The sequence below is a fragment of the Actinocrinis puniceicyclus genome (assembly GCF_018283645.1).
Lineage (GTDB): Bacteria > Actinomycetota > Actinomycetes > Streptomycetales > Catenulisporaceae > Actinocrinis > Actinocrinis puniceicyclus.
Genome location: NZ_JAGSXH010000133.1, coordinates 1 through 13,872, shown reverse-complemented (window position 1 = coordinate 13,872; position 13,872 = coordinate 1). Strand labels below are relative to the sequence as shown.

At 70.9% G+C, this 13,872-nt stretch carries 12 protein-coding genes; 3 read left to right on the top strand and 9 right to left on the bottom strand.

Features of this window, described 5'->3' with window-relative positions; all coding sequences use genetic code 11:
• Nucleotides 1-523, top strand: a 523-nt coding sequence (locus tag KGA66_RS24660; RefSeq protein ID WP_211471160.1) for a cellulose binding domain-containing protein, incomplete at its 5' end; no start/stop codon positions are given.
• Nucleotides 524-544: 21 nt separating this feature from the next.
• Here KGA66_RS24660 and KGA66_RS24655 read toward each other — a convergent pair.
• The 5 genes from KGA66_RS24655 to KGA66_RS31860 all read right to left on the bottom strand — a co-directional run bounded on the left by KGA66_RS24655 (nucleotide 545) and on the right by KGA66_RS31860 (nucleotide 6,735).
• Entirely contained in the window at nucleotides 545-832 is a 288-nt protein-coding gene (locus KGA66_RS24655; protein ID WP_211471158.1) for a hypothetical protein, read from the bottom strand.
• Between the two features lie 73 nt (nucleotides 833-905).
• Complete coding sequence (locus KGA66_RS24650) at nucleotides 906-1,412, bottom strand: hemerythrin domain-containing protein (RefSeq protein WP_211471156.1); 507 nt, start codon at nucleotides 1,410-1,412, stop codon at nucleotides 906-908.
• A gap of 103 nt (nucleotides 1,413-1,515) precedes the next feature.
• Nucleotides 1,516-4,227 carry a multicopper oxidase domain-containing protein gene (locus KGA66_RS31865; RefSeq protein WP_211471153.1) on the bottom strand — a complete coding sequence of 904 codons (2,712 nt, stop codon included), beginning with the start codon at nucleotides 4,225-4,227 and terminating at the stop codon, nucleotides 1,516-1,518.
• Nucleotides 4,228-4,630: 403 nt separating this feature from the next.
• Nucleotides 4,631-4,957 carry a ferredoxin gene (gene fdxA, locus KGA66_RS24640; RefSeq protein WP_211471151.1) on the bottom strand — a complete coding sequence of 109 codons (327 nt, stop codon included), beginning with the start codon at nucleotides 4,955-4,957 and terminating at the stop codon, nucleotides 4,631-4,633.
• Nucleotides 4,958-5,073: 116 nt separating this feature from the next.
• Nucleotides 5,074-6,735 (bottom strand): C40 family peptidase, encoded by a 1,662-nt coding sequence (locus KGA66_RS31860; protein ID WP_211471149.1) that lies wholly within the window; start codon nucleotides 6,733-6,735, stop codon nucleotides 5,074-5,076.
• Nucleotides 6,736-7,232: 497 nt separating this feature from the next.
• On the opposite strand from KGA66_RS31860, the gene KGA66_RS24630 reads away from it, so the two are divergent.
• Nucleotides 7,233-7,598, top strand: a complete 366-nt coding sequence (locus tag KGA66_RS24630) for a cupin domain-containing protein (RefSeq protein WP_211471147.1) — start codon at nucleotides 7,233-7,235, stop codon at nucleotides 7,596-7,598.
• Nucleotides 7,599-7,628: 30 nt separating this feature from the next.
• On the opposite strand, the gene KGA66_RS24625 is transcribed toward KGA66_RS24630, so the two are convergent.
• The 4 genes from KGA66_RS24625 to KGA66_RS24610 all read right to left on the bottom strand — a co-directional run bounded on the left by KGA66_RS24625 (nucleotide 7,629) and on the right by KGA66_RS24610 (nucleotide 12,813).
• The gene (locus tag KGA66_RS24625; RefSeq protein ID WP_211471145.1) at nucleotides 7,629-9,125 is read right to left on the bottom strand and encodes a potassium/proton antiporter; all 1,497 of its coding nucleotides are present in this window, start codon (nucleotides 9,123-9,125) and stop codon (nucleotides 7,629-7,631) included.
• Nucleotides 9,126-9,463: 338 nt separating this feature from the next.
• A complete protein-coding gene (locus tag KGA66_RS24620; protein ID WP_211471143.1) occupies nucleotides 9,464-9,907 on the bottom strand; it encodes a hypothetical protein in 444 nt (147 codons plus the stop codon).
• A 135-nt stretch (nucleotides 9,908-10,042) separates the two neighbouring features.
• Nucleotides 10,043-11,518, bottom strand: a complete 1,476-nt coding sequence (locus tag KGA66_RS24615; RefSeq protein WP_211471141.1) for a sialidase family protein — start codon at nucleotides 11,516-11,518, stop codon at nucleotides 10,043-10,045.
• A 365-nt stretch (nucleotides 11,519-11,883) separates the two neighbouring features.
• Nucleotides 11,884-12,813 carry a bifunctional helix-turn-helix transcriptional regulator/GNAT family N-acetyltransferase gene (locus KGA66_RS24610; protein WP_211471139.1) on the bottom strand — a complete coding sequence of 310 codons (930 nt, stop codon included), beginning with the start codon at nucleotides 12,811-12,813 and terminating at the stop codon, nucleotides 11,884-11,886.
• A 306-nt stretch (nucleotides 12,814-13,119) separates the two neighbouring features.
• Between KGA66_RS24610 and KGA66_RS24605 the strand changes: the two genes are divergently transcribed.
• Nucleotides 13,120-13,872, top strand: a 753-nt coding sequence (locus KGA66_RS24605; protein ID WP_211471137.1) for a glycoside hydrolase family 11 protein, incomplete at its 3' end; no start/stop codon positions are given.

The window sequence follows — 13,872 nt, the reverse complement described above, 5'->3', positions numbered from 1 at the left end:
GCACAGCGCGCTGACGGCGTCCGACCTCGTCGACGGCGTCCACCCCAACGCCGGCGGCTACGACAAGATGGCCGCGGTGTGGTACTCGGCCCTGCTCTCCGTCCCCGGCAGCATCGGCAACGGCGGCAGTCCGTCCCCGTCCCCGAGCCCGAGTGCGAGCAGTCCCAGCGCCAGCCCGTCGACGCAGCCGAGCAGCCCGCCGCCGTCCAGCCCCGCGCCCGGCTCTGCGTGTTCGGCCACTTACGCGATCACCGGCCAGTGGGGCGGCGGCTTCCAGGCCGCGGTGAACGTCACGGCCGGCGCCTCGGCCATCTCCGGGTGGACGGTGCACTGGCAGTTCGCCAACGGCCAGACCGTCACGCAGTCGTGGAACGCCACGATCACCAGCAGCGGCAGCGCGGTCACCGCGCAGAACGTCAGCTACAACGGCGCGCTGGCGGCCGGGGCGAGCACGCAGTTCGGTTTCCTCGGCAGCTGGAACACGGCGAACAGCGCGCCCACGCTCAGCTGTACCGCCGGCTGACGGCGCGAGGCGCCCGGCGGGTCAGGGACGCGGCAGGCCGCAGCGTGCGCGCCGCGGGCCGGCCAGATCCCGGGCCCGCTCGACGACGGGGCGCAGCGACGGCGGCAGGTCGTCCGCGTCGGCCAGCGCCACCAGCGCGGCGAGCACCTCGGCCGCCTCGCGATACAGATCGGTGACCTGGCGCAACCCCGCGGCGAGGAAAGCGATGTCCTCGTCGCGGGGGCCGACCGAGGCCAGCGCGCACGTCCCGGTCGCGCAGTCCGGCGGCGACCGATCGCAAACACCGGTGCCGGTGAGGGCGGATCTCATCGCGGTTCCCTCGCCGGGATCACTCGGGCACGGGGGATTCAGGGACTCGGGGGATTCAGGGGCACGGCGCCGGTCAGTGGTCGCGGTGTTCCCCCGAACCCTCGTGGTCCAGCAGGTGGTGCGTGTCGTGCAGCAGGGCCGGAAGGTCCGCGCCGGCGCCGACCAGCAGCGGCAGCAGCAGTTCGTTCTCCTTGTACAGGTGCACCGCGAACAGGGCCCTGATCTCCGCCGCGCTCGCGGCCAGTTCGATCCGCTCGCGCAGGTGGCGCAGTGCGGCGACGCGGTCGGCCAGCGCCCGGTGCTCCGCGGTCATCGCCTCCACCAGCAGCCGGCCCTGCGGGAGCGCGTGGGCCGCGGTGTAGAGGGTGCGCTCCTCGGCGGACGCGTGCGGCATCAGCGAACTGTCCAGGAACCCGATCAGCTCGCCTCGGGCCGCCTCCAGGTCGCCGCCGGCCCGCGCGGCGGTCAGCAGCGCTTGGACGCGCTCGTTCAGTTCGCCCGTCAGCTGCTCATGGTGGCGCACGATCGAGCGCTCGGCCTGGTCTCCGGCGTTCGTCGGGTGGGTGATCGTCTCGGTCACAACTGCCTCCGCGTGTCTCGGCCTCTTTTTAACCAATAGTACTCGTTAAAAACGTGAGCGGAATGGCCTGGGCGCGGTTGGGGCGCACGTCACACCGCCCCGGTCACGGCGCGGCGTCGATGGTCGCGACCGCGCCGCGCTGAGCGTCCGCGAGCCGATGGTCGATGATCGTGTACATGCCGGCGGCGGGCGGCGTGAACTCGACGAATCCGCCCTCGCCGGGTTCGAGGTCGAGTTCCTGCGCCGCGCCCTGCGCCGCGTTGCCCGGGGTGAGCTGGTATGCGCCTTCCTTGAACACCGTGTCGAACTGGGTGCCGACGACGTGGAAGGCGCTCGGCTCGTTCGGGCCGGCGTCGAGCACCCAGATCCGCACGCGCTGACCGGCGGTCACGTGGATCGGCGCGTACTTGTACTGATCGGCGTATCCGTTGAACGTCACCAGATCCGGGACGGCGGCCAGCAGCCTGCTCATCGGCGGAACACCGCCGGAAGGCCCGAGATAGAACTCCGACTGGACGAGCACGAACGAGGCCGCGGCCGGCGGCGGGTTCGGCGGATCGATGACGACGACGCCGTACATGCCCATCGCGACATGCTGGATCATCGGCGCTGTGGCGCAGTGGTACATCCAGATGCCGGCGTGCTCGGCCCTGAACTGATATGTCAGCTCACCGCCGGGCGGGATCGGCCGCATGACCGCCTGCGGGTCGACCTGCCCGGCATGGAAGTCGATCGAGTGCTCCATGGCGGCGTCGTTGATGACGTGAACGGTGAACACGTCGCCGACGTGGCCGTGCAGGATCGGGCCGGGCACGGTCCCGTTGTATGTCCACACCGCCTGACGGATGCCCGGCGCGACCTCGATCGTGCGTTCCTGTACGCGCAGAGTGACCGTGTGCACGGTGCCGGCGTCGACGGGCTTTAGTGCCGGGTCGTAGGGGCGCCAGGCCGGCGGCGGCGCGGTGGCCGGCGTGCTCGGCACCGCCTGCGTCATCGGCATCGCGGCCGCATCCGCGGAGACGTGGATCTGCAGGGTCATGCCCGCCTCGCGGTGGCCGGCGACGGTACACCACGCCTGCCGGTCGCCGCTGATCCGGCCGAAGTCCACGGTCTGCTGCTGACCGGGCGCCAGCATCCGCGTGCCACGGGTGCCTTGCAGCCGCAGGTCGTGTGTCATGTGACCGGTGTTGTGCACGCTCAGGACCAGGTCGGTACCCGGCGCGACGGTGATCGTCGGCGGCGTGACGGAGAACTCGCCGAGTTGTACGGACACTGCGACACCCGACCGTGCGACCACGCCCGCACCCGGCGCGTCAGCCGCGTGCCGAGCGGGCCAGGTGCCGCTCGCGACCAGCGCGAGGACGATCGCGACGAGCGCGATCGAGCCCACGGCGAGGACCTCGTCCGCCGCCAGCCGCCGGACGCGCGGCGCCGCTTCCCCGGGCCGCCGCCCCTCCTCATCGGGCTTGCGCTCCGTCTTGCGGGGCCCGCGCACGGCGATGAGCGCGACGAGGACGAGCGGCGGAAAGGTGCCGAAGCCGGCCAGTACGCCGATCCAGCCCGCCGTGCGCCACGGCGTGCCGTCCGCCAGGGCGAGCAGCAGGACGCCGGCGTTGCCCAGCCCCGCGCGCACCGGCCAGCCGAAGTCGAGTACCGCGCTCATCAGCCGGTTGCCGGCGGGGCCGCCGCCCACGGTCACGGGAAGCAGGAAGCCGAGCGCCCCGGTCAGGATCTGCGCCACCGCACCGATGCCCAGCAGCGGCAGCAGCGTGCGGTCGAGCAGCGAGTCGGCCTCGGCCACGCCCGAGGCGAGTGCGGCCACGTCGAGGGCCAGCGCGGTGACCAGCCAGGCGTTGCCGAGCAGCAGCGCCCATGCGGAGGCCGACCGGGGCGGCTTGACGCGCATTTCGCGCACGGCGGGCAGCAAGGAGTAGCCGGCCGCGCCCGTGTACGCGGCCATCCCGGCGGCGGCCGACCAGTGCAGGGCACTGATTGCGGGGCTCAGCAGCAGCGAGACCGCCGTGACGGACAGGCCGCCGGCCGCCGCAATCAGGACTCTGCGAGCGACCGCCGGCGCGTCGTCGGTCATCCGGGTGCGCAGCACGGCGGGCCAGAGCATGAACTGCGTGCCGATGACGCTCAGGCCGAGCCAGCCGAGCACGTTGAGGTGCGCGTGCATGAGGACGACGGCCTGCTCCCACGCGTCGGACTTCGCGGTGCCGGACGCGAGCACCGCGCCCAGGCTCGCGCCGACGGCGAGTGCGGCCCCGCCCGCGATGTAGTAGCGCACGGTGATGCGCAGCCGACCCGGCAGCGTGGCGTGCCGGACCATCGCGACGAGGCTGCCGGTGTGCGCCGCGACGGCGCCGACGACCAGCGCGGCACCGGCGACGGCGAGCGGCGTGAACGGCAGCGCGACTCCGGTCAGCACGGACACGACACCGCAGTTGAGCACGGCGAGGCGGATGTGGGCGCCCGTCTCCGAGGCGAGGCGCGCGTGCAGCAGGGCCTGGGCGAAGTGGCGGCTCCACACGAACACCGCGTTCGTCGCGCCGCCGAGCACGAGCAGATGCAGCGCGAGCCATTGCGGCACCGGGATCGCGCGGTGCAGCAGGACCACCGTGCCGGCGGCGAGGAGGTACCCGGCGACCAGCGCGGCGGCGACCATGTGCCTGCGGCGGCGCGGCCGTGGCGTGGTCGAGCCGGCCAGCGGCAGGCGCCGGTACCCGGGATTGTCAGGGCCGGAGTTGGGGCCGGGGCCGGGGCTCACGCGGGCGCCGCCGTCGGCCGGGGTCTCGGTCATCGGCTCGGCCACCACTGCTCCTCGGGGTTTTAACGAGATCAACCGGACAAACCGTTCGAGCTTATGGGCGAGGCGGCGCCGCCCGGTAGGGACTCAAGTCCCTTTTGGATGTGGTCGGCGGCCGCGGCCACGTCCTGTCCGATCGCGCCTTGGCTGAGCTTCACGCCCGAATTTGCATGAGTGGAGACTGTAAAAACAAGCGCGGCAGTCCGGGTAACCCGATCACGCTCGATCCACAGGAGAAGACGATCTGCGCCAACGGCCCGCCCAGGAACGGACGGGCCTTATGGAGGGATCGCTGTCCGCGTCACGCGGATCGCTGGAGGCTGAACGGGCTCGACCCCTTCGTCGAGCCGAGCGTGTGCATTGCGCGGGCTGAGCGCGCCCTCGTGCGGCGTCGCGGACGGTAAACGCGTCAGGAGACGCCGCTCTGCGGCGGCAGCGCCGCGATCAGCGGGTGGTCCTTCGGGATCAGGCCGAGCTTGGCCGCCCCGCCGGGCGACCCGAGGTCTTCGAAGAACTCGACGTTCGCCTTGTAGTAGTCCTTCCACTGCGCCGGGGTGTCGTCCTCGTAGAAGATCGCCTCGACCGGGCAGACCGGCTCACAGGCGCCACAGTCGACGCACTCGTCGGGATGGATGTACAGCGAGCGCTCGCCTTCGTAGATGCAGTCGACCGGGCATTCCTCGACGCATGCCTTGTCCTTCACGTCGACACACGGCTGAGCGATCACGTAGGTCACGGGCGCACCTCCTCGGTAGAGTCACCGTCACGGATTTTTCACGAACAGTATACGTGAAAAAAGGATGGCGGGCACTGCGAGGGCGGGCGGCACGCCCGCCCTCGCAGTGCGGTCACTTACCAGAGCCGGACCGCTCCCCAGAACACCAGGCCGGTGTCCACCCCGGTCACCCCGATGTGGTACCCGGACTCGTAGGCGTTGATCTGGCGTCCGCCGCCGAGGTAGATCGCGACGTGCTCGTTGGCGTTGGTGCCGTAGAACACGACGTCTCCGGGTCTGAGCTGGGACTCGGCGTTGGCGATGTCGGACGAAGCGCCCGCGGCGGCGCCGCTGATCACGGCCGCCGGGTGCAGCGAGAGCGCCTGCCGCCACTGGTCCCAGGTGTAACCGTCCAGCGCGTCGGAGCCGGTCGCCTTGTAGTAGGCGTACCTGACCAGCCCCGAACAGTCGAAGCCGATGACGTTGCAGTCGTTCGGCGCACCGTTCGCCGGGCTGCACACTCCGTACGTGGGTCCAGGCGTGCTCGCGTGTCCGCCATCCCACGCGTAGATGTAGTTCGTCTGCGCGCAGGCCCACTGCATCATCGACAGCGTGTGCGCCTGGATGCCGCTGAAGGAATAGCCGCACGCCGAACCGCTGGTGCTTCCACCGCCACCGACCGGCGGAGGCGGCGGCGGGGTGGAACCGGAGCCACAGGAGGACAGGCCCGGCCAGTAGTTCTGCGCGCCGGTGAAGTAGACGGCCGGGACGTATCCGGTCGCCCCGCTACTGTCGCCGATGGTTTTCGCCCAGTTCGAGGACGAATATCCGCTCACGTTCGCCGTGGATCCGCCCACCTGGCAGTAGAACCAGTTGGCGGAGCCGCCGGTGTAGAGGTGGTCGACGATCGAAGACGAGGTGGACGTGCTCGAATAGATCGGCACGCCCCCCGAGGGCACCCAGACCGGGCAGTAGTACACGCTCTGGCCCGAACTGTTCGTGCTGTGTGTACACGCCGCGTCCTGCGGTGGCGGGGCAGTCCCGCCGGAACAGGCGATCACACCCGGCCAGTAGTTCTGCGCGCCGGTGAAGTAGACGGCCGGGACGTATCCGGTCGCCCCGTGGCTGTCGCCGATGGTTTTCGCCCAGTTCGAGGACGAATATCCGCTCACGTTCGCCGTGGATCCGCCCAGTTGGCAGTAGAACCAGTTGGCGGAGCCGCCGGTGTAGAGGTGGTCGACGATCGAAGACGAGGTGGACGTGCTCGAATAAACCGGGATGCCTCCGCTGGGAACCCACACCGGGCAGTAGTACACGCTCTGGCCCGCGTGGTTGGAACCGCTGGTGCAGGTGCTGCCCGGCGGGCTCGACGGACCGCCGCACGAGGGAAGTCCCAGCCAGTAGTTCTCCACGCCGCTGAAGTACACGGCCGGGACGTATCCGCTCGCCCCGTGGCTGTCGCCGACCGTTCTCGCCCAATCAGAGGACGAATAACCCGAGGCGGACGCCGTCCCGCCGGCCGTGTGGCAGTAGAACCAGTTGGCCGTGCCGCCGGTGTACAGATGGTCGATGACGGCCGACCCCGTGGACGTCCCGGCGTAGACCGGGACGCCTCCGCTGGGCACCCAGACGCCGCAGTAGTAGACGTGGGCTCCGGCGGCGTTGGTGCCCGCGGTGCAGCCGTCCGAGGCTGCCGCCGGAGCGGCGCTCATCGCCAGGTTCCCCGCGACCAGCGCGAGGACCGCGAGAAACGCGGCGAGGGAACCGAAGCGGCGCAATGTGCTGACAATACGTTTCACTCGGCCGATCTCCCTGAATCGCGTCAGCGGCCGCAGTGCGCCGAGACGCGCCTTGACGGGTGGGATCCGTCCCCGCTGAACTCATGGTTAGTACATTCCTCGCCAGGGACGGGAAACACCGGATCGCGGTGACTTATCAATCAGTTCTCTGTGTCACGTGGACGCCGGGCCCCTCGCCCGATCTGCGACGGTGCTGATCGCGCTGAGGACTCGCCGTCCCGCGCGCCGTGACCGCGCGCCGGCCCGGCGTCGCGGTGTGCGCGCATGTGCCCTGAATGCAGTAGTGACAAGGCGGGACCGCCGGACTTGAGTGGACCTGCCGGCAATACGGCCGCCTCGCATCACCGCTGCTCAGCGGTGCGCGTGGCGTGGTCGCGGCTCGGCGCGCAGCACACCCGGCGCGCATCACATCCGCGCGCTTCACAACCAGGGCGGGGCGTGACAGCCGCCGTGTCTTCGGCGCACCACCCGCTCGCACCACGAACAGGAAGCGGACCATGACCGGCATAGAGCACAAGAACTTCTCCAAGGCCGACGAGACCCGGCTCTTCGAAGAGGGCATGGGGCAGATGGAGCTGATCCACACCTCCTCCGGTGAGGTCGGCCTGGCCACTTTCCAGCCGGGCTGGAAGTGGTCGGTGCACCTCAAGCCGATCGCGGGCACCGACACCTGCCAGGCAGAGCACTCCTGCTACTGCGTCTCCGGCCGGATGCACGTGCGGATGGACGACGGCGAAGAGTTCGAATTCACTCCCGGCGACTACGCGCACATCCCGGCGGGCCACGACGCGTGGATCCTGGGTGACGAGCCCTGCGTCGTGCTCGACTGGCAGGGCTTCGGGAACTACGCCAAGAAGAAGTGACCGCATCGGCCCCCAGCGCCCTCAGCGCCCTCAGCGCCCGTATTCGCCGAACCAGCCGGCGAGCCGGCCGGCGCGGCTGACCGCGCGCAGCCGCCGCTCGGTCCGGTCCCGCGCCGCGCGGGAGGCGACGATCAGCAACCGGTCGCCGGTCTGCAGGCGCGTGGTCGGTCCGGGCACGAAGCCGCGGCCGCCGCGCACGATCAGCGCGAGGTTGGCCTCGGCGGGCAGGCGCAGCTCGAACAGTTCGACGCCGTCCAGGCGGGAACCGGGCGGAATACTGGTCTGAAGCAACTCGGCGTGCAGGTCCTCCAGCGGCGCGGACTCGACGTCGATCTCCTGCGGCTCGGTCACGGCCAGCACGTTGAGCCGCCGCGCGGCCCACGGCAGGGTCGGGCCCTGCGCGAGCGTGAACCCGCCGACGATCAGGAACACCAGGTCGAAGAGCTGCGACGCGCCGGGTACGTGCGCGTTGATCGGGATCGTGGCCAGCACGATCGGCACCGCGCCGCGCAGGCCCGCGTACGAAAGGAAAGCCTGCTGCCGCCACGGCAGCCGCAGCGGCAGCGTGGCGGCGAGTACGGCCACCGGCCGCGCCAGCAGCGTCAGCACCAGCCCGGCGACCACCGCCGAGGCGATCTGCGCGGGCAGCCGTGCGGGAGTGACCAGCAGGCCGAGCATGACGAACAGCCCGATCTGCGCGAGCCACGCGATGCCCTCGGCGAATCCGCGCGCGGCGGCGCGGTGCGGTAGCCGCGCGTTGCCGAGTACGACCGCGGAGATGTAGACGGCCAGGAGCCCGCTGGCACGTGCCATCGACGCCGCCCCGTACCCCGCGACGATCAGCGCGAGCACCGCGATCGGGTACAGACCCGAGGCCGGAAGCGCCACCCGCCGCAGCGCGTACACCCCCGCCAGCCCGACCAGCACGCCGATCGCGGCGCCGGCGGCCAACTGGTAGACGACCTCGCCCGCGATCACGAGCACGGAGGGCGGCGCGTGCGCCGCGCCGGCGCTCAGCAGGGTCACCGCCAGCACCGCCGGCGGATCGTTGAGGCCCGACTCTCCTTCCAGCATCCCCGAGAGCCGCGGCGGCAGCGGCAGTCTTCGCAGCACCGAGAACACCGCGGCGGCATCCGTCGGGGCGAGCACGGCGCCGAGCAGCAACGCGCTGCGCCACGAATCGTTCAGCAGCCCGTGCACGGCGACCGCCACGACCGCGGCGGTGACCGCCACCCCGACCGTGGCGAGCAGCAGCGCGGCCGGCGCGGCGGCCCGCGCGTGCGTGAGATTGGTGGTCAGCCCGCCCTCGGCCAGGATCAGCACCAGGGCGCTCAGTCCGAGGGCCTGGGCCAGGGCGGTGTCGTCGAAGTGGATTCCGAGCCCCGCCTCGCCCAGCGCGAGGCCGAGACCGAGGAAGACCAGGAGACCGGGCAGCCCGATCGCGTGAGCGACACGCGCCGCCACGATCGCGGCGAGCACCACGCTCGCCCCGACCAGCAGGACCAGGTCCAGCTCGGGCAGTGTCACCGCGGCCGCCGCGGGATCGACGGGCTTCGCTTCGGCGGGGTGCGGCCGCTGCCCGGCGCGTCATCCATGCCGCCTCCTGGATCCGCTCAGCGGTATGACGTTCGCACCCCGGCGTATTTACCGGGGTGGATCGACGATATCCGCCGTTGACGTGCGCGGCAGGAGAAGTCGGCACATACGCGTGTTCGCCGATCCGCCATTCAGCAGGTCGACGCGCCGCGGATCCCGGTCCCCGGCGGCGCGAGCGCACCCGCCAACGTCTCCCGGTGACCGGCCGGGAACACATCCCTCGCGGCGCCGGAGCTCTCAGAATGAGCACGAGTGCGGCGCGCCGCGGTTCACTGCGGCCAGCCGCCGCCCGGCGCGGTCGGCGAGGCCGGGTGCGAGGAGACGTACGCGGCGCAGCGCGGCAGGGCCTCGCGTCGCGCGAAGGCGCGCGCGGCCGGCAGACCCGACTTGCGCGCGACCGGCCGCGCCAGCGCCGTGACGGCCAGCAGGATCTGGTATTCGTCCGCTGACAGACCCATCTCCTGGTAGTCATAGCCCTGATCCGCGCCGGGGGTCAGGGCCTGTCCGGCCCAGTAGGCGATCGCGGACGCGCATTCGTCCGCTGGTGAAGCGGGCTGCGCGGCCTTCGCCGAGGCCGGGGTGCCCGCCGCGCCGCCGCGGCCGTTGCCGGCCGCCGAGCTCGCGCCGGATGCGCAGCCCGCGCAGAGGGCGGCGGCCAGGAGCAGCGCCGTCCCGCCGCGCCCCTGCCGGGTGAGACGCCGTGCCGAGTCCATGCGGATATTCTCCGCTCGGTCTGCTCGCGTGCGCCACACGCCACGACCGCCGTTCCGAGAGGGAATCGGCAGCCGTGGCGTGTACTCGGTTCGGCGGCCGGTCAGCGGCCGCGCTGGATCTCGGCCGGCGGCCGGTCAGTGGCTGGTCAGCGGCGCCGCGGGTGCCGGGTGGTCGGACCGGGCCCCGGGAACCGGCCGGTCGAGCCCGGCGGGCGTCAGCGTCCCGGTGCCCGCGCTCGGTGTCAGAGATCTGAGCAGACCGGACGCCGGGGTATACGTGGCCTGGTTGAAGACGCCGCCGCTGGGCGCGAATGCGACTTCGAACGAACCGTGCGCGGTGCCGGCGGCGTAAGAGGTGGAGATGTAGTCGCCGACCATCACGCCCTGGGTGGTGCTCGGCAGCCAGGACAGGTTCATCGGCCCGGCCAGCTGCGTCGGCGCGGTCCAGCTCGCGCCGCCGTCGGGGGAGGAGACGAAGCCCACGTCGAGCTGGCAGGTGCTCGCGCTGCACTTGGACACCGGGTAGTAGTAGTACGTCAGGCCGAGGTGGGCGCTGGCACCCGAGGTGCTCTTGTCGACGGCGAGACCGGGCACGAAGTGGTCCACCGCGCTGTTGGTCGCGTCGATCGGCACCCGGGTGACCGTGCTCCAGCTCGTCCCGTTGCCGCTGGTGCTGAACACCAGGTCGTTGGACTTGCATCCGGAGCGGAACCGGCAGTCGGACCAGGTGACGTACACCACGCCCGACCCGTCGATCTCGGCCGAGGGCAGCGGCCCGGAGCGCAGGTTGCCCGCCTCGGTGTGGCTGCGGATGCTGGTGATCGTGGTGGTCGCCGACCAGGAGGCGCCGCCGTTCGTCGAGGTGAACGACAGCAGCGAGGTCTCGTTCGCGTTGTCGATCGGCACGACCACGGTGCCGTTGGGCTGCACCACCGGCTGTCCGCCGATCCCGGTCGCGTTGTTGGCGGTGCGTTGCGGGGTGCCCCAGGTCAGTCCGCCGTCGGTGGAGGTGGACATGTAGATCCGGTTCAGGTCGCCGTTGTCGTCGAACTCGGTGTAGCAGTGCCCGTAGAAGGGGCTGGTGGCGCCGTCGTCGCAGACCGTCCAGTTCTTGTCGAGCGCGGCGTCGGCGAAGGTGGTGACGGTGACCGGGTTGGACCACGTCAGGCCGTCGGTGGAGCGGCTGACCACGACGGAGGGCACCGTGACCGACGAGGTGATCGGGATGGACGAGATCATCCAGACCCCGTGCGCGGCGTCGTAGGCGACCGAGGCGTCCGAGACCCGCTGGAACGAGCCGCCGCCCTCCCACTGGGTGAGGCCGGGCAGGAAGCCGTGCGACCAGGTGCTGCCGGAGTCGATGCTGGTGGCCCAGCCGATGTCGGAAGCGCCTCCGTCGCTGAAGCGTCCCACCTGGAAGGCGGAGACGATCGTGGAGCCGAAGGAGTAGGTGTCCGGTTCCACCTCGGTGGCGTGCTGGCTGCCGCTGTTGGTGAACGGGTCGGTGCTCAGCTGCGTGAGCGCCACGTTGGCCCGCGCGGTGCCGGCCGCGATGAGCAGTACAGCGCCGGCCATCAGAGCCGGCCAGGCGGTGCGGCGAGTTGCGGACATGATGGATCCTGCCTCCGTCCGTGACGGTCGATGGTGCCGGATCCCGGTGCGCGGCAGGCGTCATGGCGGCGGGGCACGAATTCGTGCATTGATTCGTAGTGAGGAATCGGTGCGCGGCGCGGCGCCGCCACGCTATGTAAGTTTCCTGTCGCGTTCGGTGAAGGGGACGTTAGGAGTGAGAACCCTGACTGTCAAGCACGCGCCAGGTCGCGCCACCCTTGTGACAGGAGGCTGAGTGGTTCGGTGCGGACCGTGACCAGCCGAGTCCCTGGGGCTGATGCTCGCTTGAGGCTGATGCTTGTTCGGCCGGGCGGCCGGGCGGGTCGGGTCGCGTTTCCCGCTGTGACGCCGGCTGCGCCAAACGGTTACCTATCCGCTTCCGGCTCCGCTTCCGGCCGCTGCGCCGCAGCCGCGATCCGCTTCTCGAACCACAGGTGCGCGTACGGCTCGTCGTTGAACGCGGGAACCTGCTGGAAACCGGCCGCGCGATACAGGCCGATCGCCTCGGCGAGCGCCTTGTTCGTGTCCAGGCGCAGGACTTCGCGGCCGTGCTCCGCGGCGCGTGCCTCCAGCTCGGCGAGCAGCCGGCGGCCGAGGCCGAGGCCGCGCGCGTGCGGCGCCACCCACATGCGCTTGATCTGCGCCGCCGCGGTGCCCGGCGACAGCTTCAGCCCGGCGCAGGCGAGGGCCTCGCCGTGCAGCCGGGCGACGAGGAACAGGCCGCGCGGCGCGCGCAGATCGCCCACGTCCGGAAGCAGGCTGCGGGCGGGGTCGAATCCGGTCTCGAAGCGCTCCCGCAGTTCCGCGTAGTAAGAGCCCAGACAGCGCCGGGCATCGGGATCGTCCGGGTCGGTGACGTCCACGGTCACCGTCGTGGCGGTCAACAGCCGTTCGACCTCGGTCATGGCCGCGACAAGTCGCGCACGCTGCGCGGCGCGCAGCGGCGCGAGCAGCGAAGCGGCCAGTTCATCGCTGCGGGCGTCCAGGACGGCGCGCTCGGCGAAACCGGCCTCGGTCAGCCGCACGGTGCGCACCCGCCCGTCGGCGGGGTGGCGCCGCACGCTCACCAGGCCGTCCGCCTCCAGCGCGCGCAGCAGGCGGCTGAGATAACCCGAGTCCAGTCCCAGCTGTTCGCGCAGCCGGCGCACGTCGCGGCCCTGCGCGCCCAGCTCCCACAGCAGCCGCGCCTGGCCGACCGGGCGGTCGCGGCCCAGGTAGCGCTCGTGCAGCACCCCGACGCGCGCGGTGACCGTGCGGTTGAACCGCCGCACCGTCTCCACCTGCGCCTCGTCCATATCTCTGACTCTAGTCAGAGAAGTCGGCCGGCGCGAGAGCGAGGCGCCTTCGCAACCACGCGTGACCGCCGAAACTTTCGAGTCATCTGAGCGTGTTTCATGCGCATTGCTGTAACTTCCATCGCGCAACTGAGCGGCTGGTCTGTCACGTATAGCTGTGAGCAGGTGTGAAGCGCCCACGCGAATCTTCGACGCCGGTCCCGATTTCGCAATCGCTCCGAAACTTATTGCCAACCCGTCGCGGCCGCACCAATACTCTCGCCATCGCGCCACCCACCCGGCCTTTCCGAGGAGGAAAGCACCCTCATGAACGAAGCCTCCGCCCGCCCGACGGGCCGCGAGCGCCGCCGCGTCAGGTTACTGATCGGTGGCGCCTGTACCGCGGCCGTGTCGCTGGTGCTCGCCGCGGTCACCACGATCCTGCCGGGCACCGCGAGTGCCGCCACGACGATCTGTTCGAGCCAGACCGGCAACACCGGCGGCAACTACTACCAGATGTGGACCAACGGCCAGGGGTCAGCGTGTATGACGCTGAACTCGGGCACCAGCTACTCCACGAGCTGGAGCGGCGTCGGCGACTTCGTCGACGGCGTCGGCTGGAACCCCGGCAGCAACCACACGGTGAGTTTCAACGCCAGTCTCAACGCCTCCGGCGGCACCACGCTGCTCTCGCTCTACGGCTGGTCGACCAACCCGCTGGTCGAGTACTACGTCATCGAGGACGACCAGGGCGGCGGCCCCTCGCTGGGCAGCTTCATGGGCACCACGACCAGCGACGGCGCCACGTACAACCTCTACGAGCACCAGCAGGTCAACCAGCCCTGCATCACCGGCAACAACTGCACCTTCGAGCAGTACCTGGCGATCCGGCAGGGAAACACCACCAGCGGCACCATCACCACGCAGAACTTCTTCAACGCGTGGGCCAGCCACGGAATGAACCTGGGCTCGCTCAACTACCAGATCCTCGCGACCGAGGCCTGGGGCGGCGGCAGCGGCAACGACAGCGTCACCATCGGCACCTCGACGCCGACGTCGCCGCCGCCCACCTCGCAGCCC

Bases quoted from the DNA above. Each gene is read 5' to 3' on its own strand.
- KGA66_RS24655 (WP_211471158.1), bottom strand. From the start codon at position 832: ATGAGATCCGCCCTCACCGGCACCGGTGTTTGCGATCGGTCGCCGCCG.
- KGA66_RS24630 (WP_211471147.1), top strand. From the start codon at position 7,233: ATGACCGGCATAGAGCACAAGAACTTCTCCAAGGCCGACGAGACCCGG.
- KGA66_RS24620 (WP_211471143.1), bottom strand. From the start codon at position 9,907: ATGGACTCGGCACGGCGTCTCACCCGGCAGGGGCGCGGCGGGACGGCG.
- KGA66_RS24615 (WP_211471141.1), bottom strand. From the start codon at position 11,518: ATGTCCGCAACTCGCCGCACCGCCTGGCCGGCTCTGATGGCCGGCGCT.
- KGA66_RS24610 (WP_211471139.1), bottom strand. From the start codon at position 12,813: ATGGACGAGGCGCAGGTGGAGACGGTGCGGCGGTTCAACCGCACGGTC.